Source organism: uncultured Pseudomonas sp., assembly GCF_913774235.1.
In the GTDB taxonomy this organism is placed as follows: Bacteria; Pseudomonadota; Gammaproteobacteria; order Pseudomonadales; family Pseudomonadaceae; genus Chryseomonas.
The window spans coordinates 118,596-138,857 of sequence record NZ_CAJYDW010000018.1 but is presented as its reverse complement, the minus strand read 5'-3'; the positions used below and the strand labels follow the sequence as shown (position 1 = coordinate 138,857).

19 protein-coding genes are annotated in these 20,262 nt (G+C 66.2%); 14 read left to right on the top strand and 5 right to left on the bottom strand.

Annotated elements, in window-relative coordinates; all coding sequences use genetic code 11:
- Positions 1–165 precede the first annotated feature (165 nt).
- The 3 genes from QZ471_RS19860 (at position 166) to mqo (ending at position 4,374) form a co-directional block, all read left to right on the top strand.
- Positions 166–561: a response regulator gene (locus tag QZ471_RS19860; RefSeq protein ID WP_295467028.1), complete on the top strand. Its 396-nt coding sequence runs from the start codon at positions 166–168 to the stop codon at positions 559–561.
- 274 nt (positions 562–835) lie between these two features.
- The gene (locus tag QZ471_RS19855) at positions 836–2,425 is read left to right on the top strand and encodes an ABC-F family ATPase (RefSeq protein ID WP_295467026.1); all 1,590 of its coding nucleotides are present in this window, start codon (positions 836–838) and stop codon (positions 2,423–2,425) included.
- A 452-nt stretch (positions 2,426–2,877) separates the two neighbouring features.
- Positions 2,878–4,374: a malate dehydrogenase (quinone) gene (gene mqo / locus QZ471_RS19850; RefSeq protein WP_295467024.1), complete on the top strand. Its 1,497-nt coding sequence runs from the start codon at positions 2,878–2,880 to the stop codon at positions 4,372–4,374.
- 73 nt (positions 4,375–4,447) lie between these two features.
- Here the strand turns inward: mqo and QZ471_RS19845 are convergent, their stop codons facing one another.
- From QZ471_RS19845 to QZ471_RS19835, 3 genes are all read right to left on the bottom strand, one after another.
- Positions 4,448–6,241, bottom strand: a complete 1,794-nt coding sequence (locus QZ471_RS19845) for a gamma-glutamyltransferase family protein (RefSeq protein ID WP_295467022.1) — start codon at positions 6,239–6,241, stop codon at positions 4,448–4,450.
- 90 nt (positions 6,242–6,331) lie between these two features.
- On the bottom strand, positions 6,332–6,832 hold the full coding sequence (locus tag QZ471_RS19840; protein WP_295467020.1) for a DUF1294 domain-containing protein: 501 nt from the start codon (positions 6,830–6,832) through the stop codon (positions 6,332–6,334).
- Positions 6,829–7,665: an undecaprenyl-diphosphate phosphatase gene (locus QZ471_RS19835; RefSeq protein ID WP_295467018.1), complete on the bottom strand. Its 837-nt coding sequence runs from the start codon at positions 7,663–7,665 to the stop codon at positions 6,829–6,831. The genes QZ471_RS19840 and QZ471_RS19835 overlap by 4 nt, the downstream gene beginning before the upstream one ends.
- Positions 7,666–7,932: 267 nt before the next feature.
- Here QZ471_RS19835 and pnuC point away from each other — a divergent pair, with 267 nt between their 5' ends.
- The 5 genes from pnuC (at position 7,933) to QZ471_RS19810 (ending at position 10,591) form a co-directional block, all read left to right on the top strand.
- Entirely contained in the window at positions 7,933–8,496 is a 564-nt protein-coding gene (gene pnuC / locus QZ471_RS19830; protein WP_295467304.1) for a nicotinamide riboside transporter PnuC, read from the top strand.
- Positions 8,493–9,020: an AAA family ATPase gene (locus QZ471_RS19825; RefSeq protein ID WP_295467016.1), complete on the top strand. Its 528-nt coding sequence runs from the start codon at positions 8,493–8,495 to the stop codon at positions 9,018–9,020. Before pnuC ends, QZ471_RS19825 begins: the two co-directional genes overlap by 4 nt.
- 37 nt (positions 9,021–9,057) lie before the next feature.
- Positions 9,058–9,612: a Smr/MutS family protein gene (locus QZ471_RS19820; RefSeq protein ID WP_295467014.1), complete on the top strand. Its 555-nt coding sequence runs from the start codon at positions 9,058–9,060 to the stop codon at positions 9,610–9,612.
- A 63-nt stretch (positions 9,613–9,675) separates the two neighbouring features.
- The gene (gene folE, locus QZ471_RS19815) at positions 9,676–10,224 is read left to right on the top strand and encodes a GTP cyclohydrolase I FolE (RefSeq protein ID WP_295467012.1); all 549 of its coding nucleotides are present in this window, start codon (positions 9,676–9,678) and stop codon (positions 10,222–10,224) included.
- Positions 10,225–10,285: 61 nt separating this feature from the next.
- Entirely contained in the window at positions 10,286–10,591 is a 306-nt protein-coding gene (locus tag QZ471_RS19810; protein ID WP_295467010.1) for an antibiotic biosynthesis monooxygenase, read from the top strand.
- Between the two features lie 139 nt (positions 10,592–10,730).
- Here QZ471_RS19810 and QZ471_RS19805 read toward each other — a convergent pair whose 3' ends face one another.
- Complete coding sequence (locus tag QZ471_RS19805; RefSeq protein WP_295467008.1) at positions 10,731–11,279, bottom strand: adenine phosphoribosyltransferase; 549 nt, start codon at positions 11,277–11,279, stop codon at positions 10,731–10,733.
- 209 nt (positions 11,280–11,488) lie between these two features.
- Here QZ471_RS19805 and QZ471_RS19800 point away from each other — a divergent pair, with 209 nt between their 5' ends.
- The 6 genes from QZ471_RS19800 to rbsD are packed head-to-tail and all read left to right on the top strand — an operon-like array spanning position 11,489 to position 17,311.
- Positions 11,489–12,445, top strand: a complete 957-nt coding sequence (locus QZ471_RS19800) for a sugar ABC transporter substrate-binding protein (protein WP_295467006.1) — start codon at positions 11,489–11,491, stop codon at positions 12,443–12,445.
- A 17-nt stretch (positions 12,446–12,462) separates the two neighbouring features.
- Positions 12,463–14,019 carry a sugar ABC transporter ATP-binding protein gene (locus tag QZ471_RS19795; protein WP_295467004.1) on the top strand — a complete coding sequence of 519 codons (1,557 nt, stop codon included), beginning with the start codon at positions 12,463–12,465 and terminating at the stop codon, positions 14,017–14,019.
- A complete protein-coding gene (locus QZ471_RS19790) occupies positions 14,016–14,993 on the top strand; it encodes an ABC transporter permease (RefSeq protein ID WP_059229510.1) in 978 nt (325 codons plus the stop codon). Before QZ471_RS19795 ends, QZ471_RS19790 begins: the two co-directional genes overlap by 4 nt.
- A complete protein-coding gene (locus QZ471_RS19785; RefSeq protein WP_295467002.1) occupies positions 14,993–16,012 on the top strand; it encodes a LacI family DNA-binding transcriptional regulator in 1,020 nt (339 codons plus the stop codon). The genes QZ471_RS19790 and QZ471_RS19785 overlap by 1 nt, the downstream gene beginning before the upstream one ends.
- Entirely contained in the window at positions 16,002–16,910 is a 909-nt protein-coding gene (gene rbsK / locus QZ471_RS19780; RefSeq protein ID WP_295467000.1) for a ribokinase, read from the top strand. The genes QZ471_RS19785 and rbsK overlap by 11 nt, the downstream gene beginning before the upstream one ends.
- Positions 16,907–17,311, top strand: a complete 405-nt coding sequence (gene rbsD / locus QZ471_RS19775; protein WP_295466998.1) for a D-ribose pyranase — start codon at positions 16,907–16,909, stop codon at positions 17,309–17,311. The genes rbsK and rbsD overlap by 4 nt, the downstream gene beginning before the upstream one ends.
- A gap of 24 nt (positions 17,312–17,335) precedes the next feature.
- Here rbsD and QZ471_RS19770 read toward each other — a convergent pair whose 3' ends face one another.
- Positions 17,336–20,206 (bottom strand): EAL domain-containing protein, encoded by a 2,871-nt coding sequence (locus QZ471_RS19770; RefSeq protein ID WP_295466996.1) that lies wholly within the window; start codon positions 20,204–20,206, stop codon positions 17,336–17,338.
- Positions 20,207–20,262: the final 56 nt, after the last annotated feature.

The window sequence follows — 20,262 nt, the reverse complement described above, 5'->3', positions numbered from 1 at the left end:
CGCGTCGCCAAATTCCACGGCTGCCAGCCCTCGTGCCAGAGCGGATGGCGTGGCCAGCATGACTGCCGGACAGCCGCTGGGCCCGCTCTTTCGAGCGCTCGATCCCGCATGCAGCCTGGGCGCGACTAGACTTCAGGGATTCCCACACCTGGAAAAGCCGCGCCTATGGATACCTCGAACCGTCCCGCCCCAACCGCGACGCTGCTCGCGGTCGTTGCCGAAGATGAATTGCTGCTGCAGGCACTGGTACGTGAAGTCCTGAAGCAGGAGGGCTTCAACGTGGAGACCTTCGGCACGGCCGACGCGGCCTTGCAATTCTTGGAGCGGCACTGGCAACAGGTGAACGTGGTGGTGTCGAACGTCCGGATGCCAGGCGTGATCGATGGCATCCAGCTGGCCGGAATCGTTACTGACCGCTGGCCATCGGTGCCCTTCGTGCTGATGTCAGGCTATGCCGGGTTGCGCAACGATATTCCGGCTGGAGTGCCCTTCCTGCATAAGCCCTGGACCCTGGATCAGCTGACCGAGGCGGTCTGGGAAGTGGTACCGCGACCGCAGTAGGCGAACCCCGCCAGCGGCCGGCCTGTCCGCACGACAGATCGCCGGCACCCCTGCGTAGCCGCGTGCACCGGCCTGCGCAGCTATGAGACAATTACGTCAACGTAGAGCCGACTGCGCCTCCCTCGCGGGTCTGTCCGGCTCTCGCTTTCCGCTGCGGCCATCGACCTGCGCCCGCTGGATCTCTTGCCAATCTGACTGGAACGTACCGCCCTCGCTACGCATTGGCGTCGGCGGATGCCTTTCTCCGGTTTGAAACCCTTTACAGGTACCCCCCTTGATCTCCACCGCCAATATCACCATGCAGTTCGGCGCCAAGCCGCTGTTCGAGAATGTGTCCGTCAAATTCGGCAATGGCCATCGCTATGGCCTGATCGGTGCCAACGGCTGCGGCAAGTCCACCTTCATGAAGATCCTTGGGGGCGATCTCGAACCCACCGGTGGCCAGGTGATGCTCGAACCCAATGTGCGCCTGGGCAAGCTGCGCCAGGACCAGTTCGCCTATGAAGACTCCACCGTCATCGACACGGTGATCATGGGCCACGCCGAACTGGCCAAGGTCAAGGCCGAGCGCGACCGCATCTATTCGCTGCCGGAAATGAGCGAAGACGACGGCATGGCCGTGGCCGAGCTGGAAGTCCAGTTCGCCGAGTTCGACGGCTACACCGCCGAAGCCCGCGCCGGCGAGCTGCTGCTCGGCCTGGGTATTCCGCTGGAACAGCACTTCGGCCCCATGAGCGCCGTCGCGCCCGGCTGGAAACTGCGGGTCCTGCTGGCCCAGGCGCTGTTCTCCGACCCGGAAGTACTGCTGCTGGACGAACCGACCAACCACCTGGACATCAACACCATCCGCTGGCTGGAAGGCATCCTGGTGGCGCGCAACAGCACCATGATCATCATTTCCCACGACCGCCACTTCCTCAACAGCGTCTGCACCCACATGGCCGACCTGGACTATGGTGAGTTGCGCCTCTTCCCGGGCAACTACGACGAATACATGACGGCCGCCACCCAGGCCCGCGAGCGCCTGCTGTCGGACAACGCCAAGAAGAAGGCCCAGATCGCCGAACTGCAGCAGTTCGTCAGCCGCTTCTCGGCCAACGCCTCCAAGGCCAAGCAGGCCACCAGCCGGGCACGCCAGATCGACAAGATCCAGCTGGAAGAGGTCAAGCCGTCCAGCCGCGTGAGTCCCTTCATCCGTTTCGAACAGTACAAGAAGCTGCACCGCCAGGCGGTGACCCTGGAGAACGTCACCCAGGGCTTCGACGGCACCCCGCTGTTCAAGCGCCTGGGCCTGCAGATCGAGGCCGGCGAGCGGGTCGCCATCATCGGTCCCAATGGCATCGGCAAGACCACCCTGCTGCGCACCCTGGTGGGCGAGCTGGCACCCCAGAGCGGTGAGGTGAAATGGACCGACAGCGCGGACGTGGGCTACTTCGCCCAGGACCATGCCGAGGACTTCGCCGACGATACGACCCTGTTCGACTGGATGGGCCAATGGACCCAGGGCGGTGAGCAACTGGTACGCGGCACCCTCGGGCGCATGCTGTTCTCCAGCGACGACATCCAGAAATCGGTCAAGGTGATCTCCGGTGGCGAGCAGGGTCGCATGCTGTTCGGCAAGCTGATCCTGAAGAAGCCCAACGTGCTGGTGATGGACGAACCCACCAACCACCTGGACATGGAATCCATCGAAGCGCTGAACCTGGCGCTGGAGAACTATCCGGGCACCCTGATCTTCGTCAGCCACGACCGGGAATTCGTGTCCTCCCTGGCCACCCGTATCCTCGACATGAGCGAGAGCGGCATCGTCGATTTCAGCGGCAGCTACGACGACTATCTGCGCAGCCAGGGCATCAACGGTTGACCTCCAGGCCCGTGTAGTGACTATCAGAACTCACTACACGGGCAAAATAGAGGGTGCCCTAAGCAGTTACCCTAGGTATCATTTCGCACCGAAACGGGTACTCGACCAGGATCGCCGCGATCAATAGCCATCGTTTGCGCCGGGAGACCAGGGGTCTCCTGCCACGTCTCGTAACACGTAGCGCCCCTTCCCGGCACGCTCGACGGGCTCCTTGTCGCACCCTGATCGCCCGCTACATCGTCCGGCTTCCGCAGGAACGCCAGGGCGAATCGCTCCACCCTACCCAATCAGAACATTGCCGGACGGCCGCTGTCGCATCTGACTGCTGCGCCCTACCGGTTGCCTACCCGCGCCTGGCCGTTGGCCGTTGCGGGTCGCCCCATCCGAGGCCAGGCGCCGACGCCTGGTCTCCCTCAGGTGTAATGCGAGACACGGTCTCAGGAGTACGATGAATGCACAGTGGTAACGAAGAGTCGGATTTCGTTTTCGTCGGCGCGGGAATCATGAGCGCGACCCTGGCGGTCATGCTCAAGGAACTGGAGCCCACGAGCACCGTCGAGGTGCTCGAACTGCTCGACGTAGGCGCGGCGGAGAGTTCCAACCCCTGGAACAACGCCGGAACCGGCCATGCGGCGCTCTGCGAGCTGAACTATACGCCCGAGAAGGCCGACGGCAGCATCGACATCACCAAGGCGCTCAGCATCAACGCCATGTTCGAGGCCTCCAAGCAGTTCTGGTCCTACCTGGTCGAGGAAGGCCACTTCGGCTCGCCCCGTGCCTTCATCAGCCCCGTGCCGCACATGTCCTTCGTCCACGGTGCCAAGGACATGGCCTTCCTGCGCAAGCGCTATGAAGCGCTCAAGGACCATGCCTGCTTCGACGGCATGGAGTACTCCGAGGACCACGCCAAGCTGCGCGAGTGGATGCCCCTGGTCATGGAAGGCCGGCCGGCCACCGAAGCCGTGGCGGCCACCCACGTGGCGGGCGGCACCGACGTCAACTTCGGCGCCCTGACCATGAGCCTGCTGGGTCACCTGCAGACCCGCCCCGGCACCCAGGTCCGCTACAACCAGAAGGTGGTCGATCTGACCCGCGAGGCCGACCAGCGCTGGCGCCTGACCATCGAGGACAGCCGCTCCGGTGCCACCCGTACGGTCATCGCCAAGTTCGTCTTCCTCGGTGCCGGTGGCGCGGCGCTGCCGCTGCTGCAGAAGTCCGGCATCCCCGAGGGCGCCGGCTTCGGCGGTTTCCCGGTCAGTGGCCAATGGCTGCGTTGCGACGATCCGCAGATCGTCGAGCGCCACCAGGCCAAGGTCTATGGCCTGGCCGGTGTCAACTCGCCGCCGATGTCGGTCCCGCACCTCGACACCCGCGTGGTCGACGGCAAGAAATCCCTGTTGTTCGGGCCCTTCGCCGGCTTCACCACCAAGTTCCTCAAGCGTGGCTCCTTCCTCGACCTGCCCAAGTCGATCAAGCCGAGCAACATCGGCCCCATGCTCGCCGTGGCGCGGGACAACATGCCGCTGACCCGCTACCTGGTTGGCCAGGTCATGCAGTCCTTCGATCAGCGCGTCGAGGAACTGCGGGCCTTCTACCCGGCCGTGCGCAAGCAGGACTGGCGCCTGGAAGTGGCCGGCCAGCGGGTGCAGATCATCAAGAAGGACCCGCAAAAAGGCGGCATCCTGCAGTTCGGTACCGAGATCGTCGCCTCCGGTGACGGCACCCTGGCCGCCCTGCTGGGCGCCTCTCCCGGCGCTTCCACCTCGGTGTCCATCATGCTGACCCTGGTCGAGCGCTGCTTCCCGAGCCGCTTCCAGAGCGAGGACTGGCAGGCCAAGCTGCGCAAGATGTTCCCCGCCTTCGGCCACAAGCTGGCGGAAGAGCCCGAGCTGCTGCGAGAGGTGCGTTCGCGCACCACCCGCGTGCTGCAACTCGATCAACCCGCGTAACTGCCCTGCTCCGCCCCCTCTCCCTCTGGGAGAGGGCTGGGGTGAAGATCTATCGCCCGTCGGCGAACGACCCTCAATCCCCCAGCGCCGCCCCTTCCCGCCGCGGATCGGCGCCGCCCTGCCAGCCTGAGCCGACCCGGCGGATGACCTGGATGCCACTGGTCATCTCATCCTCGCGCACCTCATGTCCCCGCTGTTCCAGCGCCTTGCGCAAGCCTGGCGTGGTCTCTCCCCGCTCCAGTTCGGTGGGGCCATTGCGGCTGCCGAAATTCGGCAGGCCTGCCGCCGCCTGGGCATCCAGTTGCCAATCCAGCAGGCCGACCAGCGTCTTGACCACATAGCCGGCGATCTGCGAACCGCCGGGCGACCCCAGGGCCGCCACCAGGGCGCCGCTGTCGCGATCGAACACCAGGGTCGGCGACATGGTCGAGCGGGGGCGCTTGCCCGGCTCCACCTGATTGGCCACGGGCAGACCCTTCTCCCGCGGCACGAAGGAGAAGTCCGTCAGCTGGTTGTTGAGCATGAAGCCCTTCACCATCAGGTGGGAGCCGAAGTAGCTCTCCACCGTGGTGGTCATGGATAGCGCCCCACCCCAGGCATCGGCGGCCACCACCTGGGAGGTGGAGATGCGCAGCGGGGAGCGATCCGGTGCCCAGGCCAGCGTCGGCCCCGGCGGACTGCCAGGCGCGGCCTTGCCGATGCTGCGCTCGCCGATCAGTTGTGCGCGACTGGCCAGGTAGCCGCCATCCAGCAGGCCGCTGACATTGACCGGCACGCGATCGGGGTCCGCCACGTACTGAGCGCGGTCGGCGTAGGCCAGGCGCTCGGCCTCGGCGATCAGGTGCACCGCCTCCGGGCGCGGCTCCTGGCCAGCTGGCAGCGCCGTCGGCACCGGTCGCAGGGGCGCGAGGGCCCAGGCAGGATCGCGGGCTTCCAGGGCCTGGAGGATGCCCAGGGTCTGGGCCACGGTGAGGCCACCGGCTGGCGGCGGCATGCCGCAGATACGCCAGCGTCGGTAATCGGTGCAGAGCGGCGTACGGTTCTTGGCGCGATAGCCGGCGAGATCCTGCAGATTCAGGCTGCCCGGATTGGGACTCTGCTGCACCGCGGTCGCGATGGCCTGGGCGAGGTCGCCGCGATAGAGGGCGCTGGCCCCCTCCTTGGCGATCAGGGCCAGGGTCTCCGCCAGCTCGGGATTGCGCAGTAGGCTGCCAACCGGCTTCACCTTTCCGCGCGAATCGAGGTAGAGCGCCGCCATGGCGGGCGAACCCTTCAGGAAAGGATCGTGAAGGAGCTGATTGTGCAGCCGCGGCGAGAGCGGAAAGCCCTCGCGCGCCAGGCGGATGGCCGGCGCGAACAGGCTCTGCCAGGCCAGGCGTCCATGGTCGCGATGCGCCAGTTCCAGGGCGCGCAACACCCCTGGCACCCCGACCGAGCGACCACCGATGCGCGCCTCCTCGAAGGCCATGGGTGTCCCGTCCGGTCGCAGGAACAGCCCTTCCGTGGCACCCGCGGGAGCGGTCTCACGACCATCGTAGGCCTGGACCTTGCGGCCATCCCAATAGAGCAGGAAAGCACCGCCGCCGATGCCCGAGGACTGCGGCTCGACCAGGGTGAGGACCGCCTGCATGGCGATGGCGGCATCGATGGCGCTACCCCCCTGGCGCAGGATCTCGCGGCCGGCCTCGGCTGCCAGGGGATTGGCCGCCGCGGCCATCTGCTGCCGAGCCTGGCTCGGCACCAGTCCCGATCGATAGCCGGAGCCCGCTTCCGGGGCCTTGGGTAGGGTCGTCTCCGGGTGCGACGCACAGGCGGCGAGGGTCAACGACAGCAGCAACGCGGAACAAATCGACGTAGGGGTGCGCAACGGGTTTCTCCTGGGCAGCGAGCGGCGTTCGCCCTGCGGACGATCCGCCTAGCCTAGCCCAAGACAATTGCCTTCGCCTTGGGGGACGCCTCAGAACCCCAGATGACGGGCGAGGAAGCCGCCACAGAGCACGTCCAGCCACAACAGCTGATGCAGGGCGACGATGATGAAGAACACCAGGCGAAAGCTTAGCTTGACCGTCTTGTGGCGAAAGCGCTGCTGGGCGATCAGGGCACCCGGCCAGCCACCCAGGAGTTCGCCCAGGTGCAGCACGCGTTCCGGCACGCGCCAACCCTTGTCACGGGCGCGTTGCTTGTCGTGCCGATAGAGCAGAAAGGTGATGAGACTCGCCAGGGCATAAAGGGCCAGCGGCCAGAGCAGGCCGCGGCCGAAGGCCAGGGACAGCAGACCCACCAGCGGCAGGACGAAGACGCCGATCTGCAGCAGGAGCAGCATGTCCTGCCGGGCGATGGCCGCCCGCTGCTGGTAGGGGGTCAGCGCGGGCGCGCGCTTGGCGGCCTTCGGCGCAGCGGACTGCGCAGACGCACGAGCCGGCTTGCGCCGGCTCTGCGGTTCCTTCTCCGGTTTCACCCGGCCGCCTTGGCCGCGTGCCAGTCGATCCAGCCGAACTGCCAGGTGGCCAGGATCAGCAGCCCGAAGACGATGCGATACCAGCCGAACACCTCATAGCTGTGGTGACCGATGAACTTCAGCAGGGCCTTGACCGCCAGCATGGCGAAGATGAAGGAGGTGACGAAGCCGACCCCGAACACCAGCACATCGCTGGCGGTGAACAGGTGACGGTACTTGTAGACCGAGTAGACGGTCGCCCCGACCATGGTCGGCATGGCCAGGAAGAAGGAGAACTCGGTGGCCGCCTTGCGCGACAGGCCGAACAGCAGGCCGCCGATGATGGTGGAACCGGAACGCGAGGTGCCCGGGATCATCGCCAGGCATTGGGCGCAGCCGACCTTGAGGGCGTCATGCCAGCGCATGTCGTCCACCTCTTCCACGCGGATGCGATGGGTGCGCTTCTCCGCCCAGATCATGATCACACCGCCGATCACCAGGGCGAAGGCTACGGTGATGGGGTTGAACAGATACTCGTGGATCAGGTCGCCAAGGATCACGCCCAGCACGGCAGCCGGCAGGAAGGCGATGATCAGGTTGCCGGTGAACCGCTGCGCATAGGACTTGCGCGGCAGGTCGGTGACGATCTCGAAGACCTTGAAGCGATATTCCCAGACCACGGCCAGGATGGCCGCCAACTGGATGATGATGTTGAAGGCGATGGCCATTTCCCCGCCGAAGCCGATGAGATCGGCGACGACGATCTGGTGGCCGGTACTGGAAATGGGCAGGAATTCCGTGATGCCCTCGACGATCCCCAGAATCAGCGCCTGCAAGGCACTCCATAGGTCCATGGTATTACTCCATCCAAGTGAAACATTTGCAGGTAGCCGGGCCATGAGGCTCCGACGGCAACGGGGTTCGAACCGTGACGCTCCGCGGGGATCAAGCCCTTCGCGGTACCCAAGACAACCAGCGCTAGTGCGTCCGCCCGGCACCTTACCAGAGCGAGACCGGTTGAAGAGACCGATGAACGGCCATTAGGTGCCGTACAATGACGAATCGAATCTCTCCGGATGTGAAGCATGTCGTTTCTGGAACCTCTCACCACCTTTCTGGGTATGTCGACGGTAGAGCTGGTGGCCGCTGTCCTGGGCATCGTCGCGGTCTGGCTCACGGTGCGCCAGAACATCTGGGGCTGGCCGATCGGCCTGGTGATGGTGGTCCTCTACATCTGGATCTTCTACGACGTGAAGCTCTATTCCGACATGCTGCTGCAGGTGGTCTACGCGGTACTGCAGCTCTATGGCTGGTGGCAGTGGCTGAGGGGCGGCCGGCACCACCAAGGTCGAGACGTCACCTCGCTCGGCGTTCCGGCAGTGCTGGCCGGGCTCGCCGTGGGCGCGGTCGGCAGCCTTGCGCTCGGCTATCTCATGGGTACCCATACCGACGCCGCCCTACCCTGGCTGGATGCAGCGCTCACGGGCTTCAGCCTGGTCGCGCAGTTCTGGATGGCGCAGAAGCGGTTGCAGTGCTGGGCGCTGTGGTTCGTACTGGACGTCATCTACGTCGGGCTCTTCTACTACAAAGGCCTCTACCCCACTGCGGTGCTCTATGCCGTCTTCGTCGGCCTGGCGGCCTATGGCTGGCGCGACTGGCGCCGTGCGCTGGCCGGCACGCGATGAAGGTCGTGGTGCTGACCGGCCCCGAGTCGAGCGGCAAATCCTGGCTGGCACGGCACCTGAGCGAGAGCTTCGGCGGTGTCCGGGTGGACGAGTACGTGCGTGAGTATTGCGAGCTGCATGGCACTGACACCACCCTGGCCGATGTGGAGGTGATCGCCCGCGAGCAACTGCGCCGCGAAGACCAGGCGCGGGGCGCCGCGCCGCCGCTGCTGCTGCTGGACACCGACCTACTGAGCAATCTGCTGTGGAGTCGCCTGCTGTTCGGCAGCGCCCCCGCCTGGCTGGAGCCCGCCCTGCTGGCGCGCCGTTACGATCTGCACCTGCTGCTCGATCCCCGCGGCGTCGCCTGGCAGGACGACGGTCAGCGCTGTCAGCCGGGCTTGAGCGAACGTCTCACCTTCTTCGAGAGCTGCCGGGAGTGGTTGCAGGCGCATCGGCAACCCGTACTGGAAATCGCCGGTGACTGGGCCGAGCGGCAAGCTGCCGCGCGGGCGGCAGTGCGTCGGTTGCTGCACGAGGCCTGAGCCGCCGGTAGAATGTCGTCCTGTACCGGAGAACACCATGCACGACGACGATGCCTCTTTCGCCGACTTCACCCGCGGGATCCGTCCGCTCAAGCAGGATCGTGCCGACACCGGCAAACCGCGGGCCGATCGCGGCCAGATCGCCCAAAGACGCGCCGATGCGACCAAGACCTCGACCGTCACCCGTGTCGACGGCCTGAGCGATGCCTTCGTCATCGACGTGGGCGCCGAGGATGAACTCTACTGGGGCCGCGACGGGGTGCAGGACGCCCAGCTGCGGCGCCTCAAGGCCGGCCAGATCCCCTTCGAAGGCAGCCTGGACCTGCACGGCATGACGGTGGAAAAAGCCCGGGAAACCCTTTGGGATTTCCTCGCCGAAGCGACTCGCCTGGAAATCCGCTGCGTGCGGATCACCCATGGCAAGGCCGCGCGGCTGGATGGGCGCCGGCCGCTGATCAAGAGCCACGTCAATACCTGGCTCCGCCAGCATCCACAGGTGCTGGGCTTCACCTCCTGCCTGCCCCGCCATGGCGGTACCGGCTCGCTTTACGTCTTGCTCAAGCGCACCATGCTCGAAGGTCGCGATGAATGAGCCTGTGACTCGGCTGACGTCTCATCCGAGCGCCTTCTTCCTTATCGATAAACAGGAACCCAAATGTCTCTCGAACAGCACTACTCCTCGATTCTGACCGGACTCGGCGAAGACATCGGCCGGGAGGGGCTGGTGGACACGCCCAAGCGGGCCGCCAAGGCCATGCAGTATCTCTGCCGCGGCTACAACCAGACGCTGGAAGAGGTGGTGGGCGAAGCGCTCTTCACTTCCGATAACAGCGAGATGGTGCTGGTCAAGAACATCGAGCTGTACTCCCTCTGCGAGCACCATATGCTGCCCTTCATCGGCAAGGCCCACGTCGCCTATATGCCCAGCGGCAAGGTGCTGGGGCTGTCCAAGGTGGCGCGCATCGTCGATATGTTCGCTCGCCGCCTGCAGATTCAGGAAAACATGACGCGCCAGATCGCCGAGGCCATCGAGAAGGTCACCCAGGCGGCCGGCGTCGCGGTGGTGATCGAAGCGCAGCACATGTGCATGATGATGCGCGGCGTGGAAAAGCAGAACTCCTCCATGGTCACCTCGGTGATGCTGGGTCAGTTCCGCGCCAACGACGCCACCCGCGCCGAATTCCTCAGCCTGATCAATCGCTGAGCCGGCCGCGACGTCCGTCGTCCTGGAGGGTCGAAGATTTCACCCTCCAGGAGCCCCGCCCATGCCGGACGTCCATAGCCTCACCCTGCTCAGAGCCCAACCCGAACGTTCCCAGGCATTGGGCGCCCACCTGCTGGACCTGGCCGCCCTGGCGGTGAAGGATGTCGGCTGCCTGGACTACCAGGTGTTCCAAGGCAGCGAAGAGGGCGATCTCTGGGTGATCCAGGCGCGCTGGACATCGGTCGCTGCCCAGGACGACCACTTCAATCAGCCGCATACCCTCGCCTTCCTCGACGAGTTACCCAAGTTGGCGGATGAGGTGGATCTATATCCGTTGGAGCCGAGAAGACCGGCTGAAACGCCTTGATACGGCTCACAACGTCCTATCGCGGCCATGGGCCGCTCCTACAGAGGGTGATGCTTTTGTAGGAGCGGCCCATGGCCGCGATAGTCCAAGTCAGAGCGGTCGCTACGGCGCACCGCCATGGCCGCGATCAAAGCTGTGATCAATACTCCGACAGCGCAAAACTCGTCAGGGCGAAGGTGGGGATGCCGGCAGCTTCCAGGCGCTTGGAACCACCCAGTTCCGGCAGGTCGACGATAGCCGCGGCTTCGTGGACCTGGGCACCCAGGCGCTTGATCAGGTTGCCGGCGGCGACCAGGGTGCCGCCGGTGGCGATGAGGTCATCGACCAGCAGCACCGAATCACCGGCGCCGACGCTGTCCTTGTGCACCTCGATCACGGAATCACCGTACTCGGTGCTGTAGACCTCGGTCAGCAGCTCGGCCGGCAGCTTGCCCTGCTTGCGGAACAGCACCAGCGGCTTGCCCAGTTCGTAGGCCAGGATCGGACCGATGAGGAAGCCCCGCGCATCCAGCGCCCCGACATGGGTGAAGGAGGCGCCGCGGTAACGCTCCAGCAAGGCTTCCATGACGGCACGCAGGCCCTCGGGCGACTGGAACAGCGGCGTGATGTCCCGGAAGATCACCCCGGCCTTGGGAAAATCGGGCACGGCGCGGATGAGGGATTTCAGGGCGGATTCGGAAAAGGACATGGCAGAGACTCGTCGGCGGCGGGCGCCTGGCAGAAAAACAAGGGGCGCAGTATAGCGGTCCGTGGCAGGCCCAGGCCAACCAGCCGTCCCGTCCTGCTGAATCGATTCATGTAGTGCCGGCGATTGACAGCTACCCGCTCTCGCACCATTCTTTGGCGGACGCAAACGTTTGCGCGACCACAACAACCATAAGAATTCGGAGATCCCCTATGCTGGCCTTCCGTCCTGCCCGCCTGCTGGCGGCCATTGCCCTCACCTCCGCTTCGCTGATCCTGCCGCTCACCGCCAGTCATGCCACGGCCGCCGAGAAGCCCAAGGTCGCGCTGGTCATGAAATCCCTGGCCAACGAATTCTTCCTGACCATGGAAGACGGCGCCAAGACCTACCAGAAAGAGCATGCGGCCGACTTCGACCTGATCTCCAACGGGATCAAGGACGAGACCGATACCTCCAGCCAGATTCGAATCGTCGAGCAGATGATCGTCTCCAAGGTCGATGCCCTGGTCATCGCCCCGGCCGACTCCAAGGCACTGGTCCCGGTGCTGAAGAAGGCCAGCGACGCCGGCATCAAGGTGGTCAACATCGACAACCGCCTGGACCCCGAGGTGCTCAAGTCCAAGTCCCTGGACATCCCCTTCGTTGGCCCCGACAACCGCAAGGGCGCCCGCCTGGTCGGCGAATACCTGGCCAAGCAACTCAAGCAAGGTGACCAGGTCGGGATCATCGAGGGTGTCTCCACCACCACCAACGCCCAGCAGCGCACCGCAGGCTTCAAGGACGCCATGGAAGCGGCCGGCATGAAGATCGTCGGCGTGCAGTCCGGCAACTGGGAGATCGACAAGGGCAACGCCGTCGCCGCGGCCATGCTCAACGAATACCCCGACCTGAAGGCCCTGCTGGCCGGTAACGACAGCATGGCGCTGGGCGCCGTCTCCGCCGTGCGCGCGGCTGGCAAGAAGGGCCAGGTGCAGGTGGTCGGCTACGACAACATCAAGGCCATCCACCCGATGCTCAAGGACGGTCGCGTCCTCGCCACCGCCGACCAGTTCGCCGCCAAGCAGGCCGTGTTCGGCATCGAGGCCGCACTCAAGCTGGTCAAGGGCGAGCCCACCGGTGCCAAGGACGGGGTGATCGAGACGCCGGTCGAACTCGTCACCCAGCCCTGATCCGAGGAGAGCCTCCCATGTCGTCCGAGGTGATCCTCAGCGCCCGTGACATCGGCAAGACCTATGCACAGCCGGTCCTCGGCGGCGTGGACCTGAAACTGCGCGCTGGCGAAGTGCTGGCGCTCACCGGGGAAAACGGCGCCGGCAAGAGCACCCTGTCCAAGATCCTCTGTGGCCTGGTGCAACCCACCACCGGCGAGCTGAGCTTCCTCGGCCGACCCTATGCCCCGGGCAGCCGCCGCGAGGCGGAGGCCCTAGGGGTTCGGATGGTCATGCAGGAACTCAATCTGCTGCCCACCCTCACGGTGGCGGAAAATCTCTTTCTCGACCGCCTGCCGCGGCGGCTGGGCTGGATCGACCGTCGCCAGCTGCGCGAACAGGCGCGGCTGGCGATGGCCCAGGTCGGCCTGGAAGCCATCGACCCGGATACCCCCATCGCCGAACTGGGCGTGGGGCACCAGCAGATGGTGGAAATCGCTCGCAACCTGATTGGCGATTGCCGGGTGCTGATCCTCGACGAACCCACCGCCATGCTCACCTCTCGAGAGGTGGAATTGCTGTTCGAGCAGATCGAGCGCCTGCGCGCCCGGGGCGTAGCGCTGGTCTACATCTCCCATCGCCTGGAAGAACTCAAGCGCATCGCCCAGCAACTGGTGGTGCTGCGCGATGGCCGCCTGGTCGCCGATGCGCCCATGGTGCAATACGACACCGACCAGATCGTCAGTCTCATGGTGGGGCGCGATCTCGGTGAACACCTGGACATGGGCGAACGCCGCTTCGGCCCGCCGCTGCTGGAAGTGCAGGGACTGAACCGCGCCGACAAGGTCCAGGACGTGTCCTTCAGCGTGCGCGCCGGGGAAATCTATGGCATCTCCGGCCTGATCGGCGCCGGTCGTACCGAGCTGCTGCGGCTGATCTTCGGCGCCGACCGGGCCGATTCCGGCGCGGTACGCCTGGCCGGCAAGCCGGTCGACCTGGGTTCGCCGGCCAAGGTGGTGCGCCAGGGCATCGCCCTCATCACCGAGGATCGCAAGGGTGAAGGCCTGCTGCTCAGCCAGCCGATCGCCGCCAACCTTGCCCTGGGCAACATGGACAAGCTGGCGCAGCAGGGCCTGGTCAACGGCGGCCGCGAGACCGAGCTGGCTCAGCGTCATATCAAGGGTCTGCGCATCCGCTGCAACGACGGCACCCAGGCCGTGGGCGAACTGTCCGGCGGCAACCAACAGAAGGTGGTCATCGGCCGCTGGCTGGAGCGCGACTGCCAGGTGCTGCTGTTCGACGAACCCACGCGCGGCATCGACGTCGGCGCCAAGTTCGAGATCTACGGCCTGCTGGCCGAGTTGACCCGTCAGGGCAAGGCCCTGGTGGTGGTATCCAGCGACCTGCGCGAGCTGATGCTGATCTGCGACCGCATCGGCGTGCTGTCCGCCGGCCGCCTGGTAGACACCTTCGAGCGTCATGACTGGGATCAGGAGCGGCTGCTGGCCGCCGCCTTCGCCGGCTATCGCTCCCGCGAAGCCCTGCTGGAAGAACCTATCCCGCCGCAACCCCTTTCTCAGGAAGCCATTCGATGAGCAGTCTTCCCGTCACCTCCTCCCGGCGTGCCTTCGGCCTGGGCCTGGGTACCTACGTGGGCCTGGCCGCCGCGCTGCTGGCGATGATCGTGCTGTTTTCCGTGCTGAGCAGCCATTTCCTCTCCTACGCCACCTTCACCACCCTGGCCAACCAGATCCCCGACCTCATGGTGCTGGCCACCGGGATGACCTTCATCCTCATCATCGGCGGCATCGACCTCTCGGTCGGCTCGGTGGTAGCCCTGGCCGCCGCGGTAGTCAGCGTCGCCACCCTGGAGTGGGGCTGGGGCATCCTGCCGGCCGCCGCCCTGGGCATGCTCGCCGCCGCCCTGACCGGCACCCTCACCGGCAGCGTGACCGTGGCCTGGCGCATCCCCTCCTTCATCGTCTCCCTGGGCGTGCTGGAGATGGCCCGCGGCGCCGCCTACCAGTTGACCGACTCGCGCACCGCCTATATCGGCGATGCCTATGCCTGGCTGTCGACCCCCTTCGCCTTCGGCATCTCGCCCTCCTTCGTCATCGCCCTGCTGGTGATCGTGGTGGCGCAACTGCTGCTGACCCGCTCGGTGCTCGGCCGCTACCTGATCGCCATCGGCACCAACGAGGAAGCGGTCCGCCTGGCCGGGATCAATCCCAAGCCCTACAAGGTCATCGTCTTCGCCCTCATGGGGCTACTGGCGGGCCTGGCCGCGCTGTTCCAGATCTCGCGTCTGGAAGCTGCCGATCCCAATGCCGGCGTCGGCCTGGAGCTGCAGGTGATCGCCGCCGTGGTGATCGGCGGCACCAGCCTGATGGGTGGCCGCGGCTCGGTGATCAGCACCTTCTTCGGCGTGCTGATCATCTCGGTCCTGGCCGCCGGCCTGGCCCAGATCGGCGCCAGCGAACCCACCAAGCGCATCATCACCGGCGCGGTCATCGTGGTCGCCGTGATCCTCGACACCTATCGCAGCCAACGGGCCAAGAGAGCGGCCTGATGGCAACCATCAAGGACGTCGCGGCCCGCGCCGGCATCTCCTACACCACGGTGTCCCACGTGGTGAACAACACCCGTCCGGTCAGTCCGGGGGTGCGGGAGAAGGTGGAGGCCGCCATCGCCGAGCTGGGCTACGTGCCCAGTGGCGTCGCCCGTTCCTTGCGCAACCAGGCCACCGGCACCTTCGGCGTGCTGGTGCCCAATGCGGTGAACCCCTATTTCGCCGAACTGGCCCGCGGTATCGAGGATCACTGCGAACGCCAGGGCTACAGCGTGATCCTGTGCAATTCCGATGACGATGCCGACAAGCAGCTGCGCTACCTCAGGGTCTTGCGCGAACGCCGCATCGATGGCCTGGTGGTCGCCACGGTAGACGGCGATCCGCGCTTCGCCAAGGCGCTGGCCGGGCTGCGCATCCCGCTGGTGCTGGTGGACCGTCCACTGGAAGGGGTCCAGGCCGGGCACATCCGTGTCGACCACCAGCAGGGCGGCCTGCTCGCTACACGCCACCTGCTGGAGCTGGGGCATCGTCGCATCGCCTGCCTCGGTGGCCCAGCCGATTCGCCGGTCGCCAGCGAGCGGGTGGCCGGTTACCAACAAGCCCTGGCCGAGGCAGGTGTCGCATCAGGCGTGATCCGTCGCTGCGCCTTCACGGCGGCCGCCGGCCATGCCGAAGCCCAGGCACTGCTGGCCCAGCCAGGTGCTCCGACGGCGATCTTCGCCGGCAACGACACCATCGCCCTGGGCGTGCTGCGGGCGGCGGCCGAACGCGGCCTGCAGGTACCGGCCCAGCTGTCGGTGGTGGGTTTCGACGACATCGAACTCAGCCGCTACCTCTACCCTGCCCTCACTACCATCGGCCAGTCGATCCGCGACCTCGGCGAGCGGGCAGCCCAACTGCTGCTGGCGCGCCGCGCGACGGTCGGCAGTCCTTCCACCCACGACATCGCCGTACCCCGGCTGGTGCTGCGCGAATCCACCGCGGCGCCTTCTGCACTGGAGACCTCCCATGCACCCTGACGTCGTCGTCATCGGTAGCCTCAACATGGATCTGGTAGTGCGCGCCCCGCGCCTGCCCAAGGGCGGCGAAACCCTCGCCGGCCATGCCTTCGCCACCGCCCCAGGCGGCAAGGGCGCCAATCAGGCGGTAGCCGCCGCGCGCCTGGGTGCCCGGGTCGCCATGATCGGCTGCGTCGGTGCCGATCCCTATGGCGACTTCCTCACCCGCAGCCTGGTCCAGGAAGGCATCGACTGCAGCGGCGTCTCGGTGGCGAACGACGTTCCCACCGGCATCGCTTCCATCCTGGTGGATGATCAGGGGCAGAACGCCATCGTCATCGTCGCCGGCGGCAACGGCGAGCTATCCGGTGCGCACCTGCAGAGCCAGGAATCCCTGCTGGCCTCGGCCAAGATCGTCATCGCCCAGTTGGAAGTGCCCCTCGCCACGGTCGGTGACGCCCTGGCGCGTGCCCGGGCGCTGGGCAAGACGGTGATCTTCAACCCGGCACCCGCGACCGGCCCCCTGCCCGCCGACTGGTACGCCCATATCGACTACCTGGTCCCCAACGAAAGCGAAGCGAGCCTGCTCACCGGCCTCCCCGTGGACAGTCGCGAGCAGGCCGAGATCGCGGCGCGCCAGCTGATCGCCGCCGGTGCACGGCAGGTCCTGCTGACCCTGGGCAGCCAGGGGCTGCTGCAGGTCACGGCCGAGGGGTGCCTGCATCATCCGGCCACGCCGGTGAAGGCGGTGGACACCACCGCGGCTGGCGATACCTTCCTTGGCGGTTTCGCTGCGGGCCTGGCCGAGGGACTGGATGTCGCCGATGCCATTGCCCTTGGCCAACGTGCCGCGGCCATCGCCGTCACTCGCCCAGGCGCCCAGCCGTCCATTCCCACGCGCCAGGAGCTTGCCCGTTGAAGAAAACCGCCCTGCTCAATATTGCCCTGTCACAAGCCGTCGCCAGCCTCGGTCACGGCGATCGCGTGGTCATCGGCGATGCCGGTATGCCGGTGCCGCCCGGTACGCCTCTGGTCGACCTGGCCGTCACCCACGGAGTACCGGATTTTCTCAGCGTGCTGCAGGCGCTGCTTAGCGAGATGCAGGTGGAAAGCCATCTGCTCGCCGAGGAAACCCTCGAGGTACAGCCACCGGCACTGGCCGAGCTGGAACGCCTGACCGCCGCGGGCGCACTCGGCAGCCGCCAGTTGGTCTCCCACGAGGAGCTGAAGGCGCTATGTCAGGGAGCGCGGGTGCAGATCCGTACCGGAGAGTGCCAGCCTTACACCAACCTGATCCTGGTCGCGGGCGTCACTTTCTAATCGCCCAAGGGCGGGGAGCGGCGCTCAGGGGCTGGCGGCCAGCAGTCGGCGGATCGCCGGGAGGTCCATAGGCCGGGCGAAGTGGTAGCCCTGGGCATGGCGGGCGCCCATGTCTTTGAGCAGTTGCAGCGCCTGGTCATCCTCGACGCCCTCGGCGACCACGTCGAGTTCCAGGGACTCGGCCATGCGCACGATGGCGCGCACGATGGCCACGCTGCGCGGGCTCTCCGCCAGGCGCAGCACGAAGGACTTGTCGATCTTGAGGCCGCGGAAGCGGTACTCGTGCACGTAGCCGAGCGACGAGAAGCCCGCACCGAAGTCATCCAGCACCACCGATACCCCGTGGCGATCCAGTGCCTCCATGGTCGCCTTGGCCTGGGCCGGTTCGGCCACCAGCGCTCCCTCGGTCAGTTCCAGGCAGATGCGCGAAGGCGCCACGCCATGGGCGGCCAGGATGCCCAGCACCTCGTCGGCGAATTCCGGCCGCACGATGCTATAGCTGGAGCAGTTGACATGCACCACCGGCCAATCGGCCTGGGCCGGCTCGGCCAGGATGGCGGCGATGCGCGTCAGCATGTAGGTATCCAACCGGCCGATCAGCCGCAAGCCTTCCAGCTCCGGCAGGAAGGCGCCCGGCACCAGGACGCTGCCGTCGTGCTGGCGCCAGCGGATCAAGGCTTCCAGCGCCGCCACCCGGCCGCTCGTTACCTCGACGATGGGCTGGAAGAAGGGCTCCAGCTCGTCATCGTGCTTGAGCGCCTTGCGCAAGGCCCCCTCGCGGACCACCTGGTCCGAGACTACCTGGCGCAGTTCCTGATTGAACACCGCGAAGTTGTCGCGGCCGCCCTGCTTCACGCGGTACATGGCCGTGTCGGCGTCGCGCAGCAGGTCGTCCGGCTGACGGTGGAGACTCGGATCGGCGACCACGATGCCGATGCTGCAGGAGGCGAACAGGCTGTGATCGTCGATCAGCAGCGGGCGGTCGAAAGCCTCGATGATGCGCTGGGCGATGGCTACCGGAAACTCCAGCCCATCGCCGGGCACCAGGATGGCGAACTCATCGCCGCCCAGGCGCGCGAGCAGGTCGGTCTCGCGCAGGCAACCGGACAGCCGCGCCGCGGCCGCCACCAGCAGCAGATCGCCGAAGGGATGGCCGAACTGGTCGTTGACCCGCTTGAAACGGTCCAGATCGAGGAACATCACCGCCAGGCCGCTGCCGTCGCGTTCCAGCGCGCTCCAGAGTTCACCCAGGCGTTGCTGGAAGAAGCTGCGATTGGGCAGACGCGTGAGGGCGTCGTGGTTGTTCTCGTACAGCAGCCGGGCGTTGGCTTCGTCCAGCGCCTTGGTCCGCTCCTGCACCCGCACTTCCAGTGCCAGCCGGGATTGCAGCACCGCCTCCGCAGCGCTGCGCCGCGATAGGGCGGTATCGATGTGGCGGGAGACGAAGGTCAACAGTTCCTGATCACGGGCGCTGTAGTAGACGTCCTCGCGATAGCTCTGCACCGCCAGCACCCCGCGGACGTGCTGACCGTCGTAGAGCGGTATGCCCAGCCAGGAAAAGGCCTCGGGCGTTCCCTCCACGGGCGTGATCTCGCCCCGCGCGATCAGCTCGCGCGCCTTCTGCCGATCGATGAGGCAAGGACGGCGCTGGCGGATGGTGTATTCCGTGTAGCCACGGGTCCTGCGGCGCCTGATCGGCGCCTGGGTACGACCCTCATCGACGAAGTAGGGAAAACTTACCTCGCCGGATGCATCGTCATACAGCGCGATGTAGAAGTTCTGCGCATAGATCAGCTCCCCCACTACCTGGTGTAGACCACTCAGCAGATCGGTCATGTCGGGGCTGGCGCTGGACAGCTCGGCGATGCGGAACAGTGCTACCTGCAGCTGCTCGGCGCGTTCTCGTTCGATGATCTGCTCGCGTAGGCGCGCATTGAGCTCGGACAGCTCCTGGGTGCGCAGCCCCACGGTCGCCTCGAGGTCCTCGTGCCGGAGAATGCGATCCAGCGCCATGGCCACGTCGCGGGCGATGACCTGGAACAGCGCCTGGTCCTCGCTGCCGTAGCGGCGTTCGCGGTCGTAGACCTGCAAGCTGAGCACGCCGAAGGTGCGGTCGGTCCCGTCCTTGAGCGGAACGCCCATCCAGAATTCGGGCACCGTGCCCTGGCAATAGTAGGGACCCTGCTCCTGGGCGAGTTCGATGGCCTCCTTGGGTAGCAGCAGCGGTTCACCGTGGAGCAGTACATGAGCGGTCAGGCTCGGCCGGCTGCGCTCCAGGGGCTCGAAGGAACCGGGCTCGGGCGGAGACTCGTCGCGTTGGTCGAAATAGTAGGGATAGTGGATACGCTCGGATATCGGATCCAGCAGCGCCAGGCAGAAATTCTCGGCATCGATCAGCGCCTTCAGCAACTCGTGGGTGCGCTGCATGAACAGTTGGCGATCCACCGTCGAACTGGCCAGGTAGGTAATGTCGTAGAGCACCTGCTGGATGGCCTGGGCGCGCTCGAGTTGCCGCTGCTGGAGAACGAAGCCGAAACGCAGGGCCAGGGCGGCGAAATCGGTCCGGCCATCGGGGCGGGCGAGCAGCCACCCCGGCGGCGTCGGGCCGCAGCCGGTCGGGAGAGAAAGCACGGTCGGCTCGGCGCGCAGCGCGGCCAACTGGGCATCGTCGAGCGATATCGGCCACGGGTCCGCCGCGTCGCCCTGGGCGGTCCGGCACCAGCCGCCACGGCGCTGATACCAGGCCCAATCGGCGTCGGCGGCCGCCTCGCGCAGTTGCGCGACGATCCGCTCCGGTTCGACGCCCAGGCCGTTCGGGTCGGGCCAGCGACTGCTCTCGTGCCCACCCTGCCCGGTCGAATCCGAGCCCGGATGTCCCTTCTCAGGCACGTTCATGCTGACTCCTTCCCCTGCATCGTCGAATCCTGACACAAATGCCGAGCGTTCCGCCA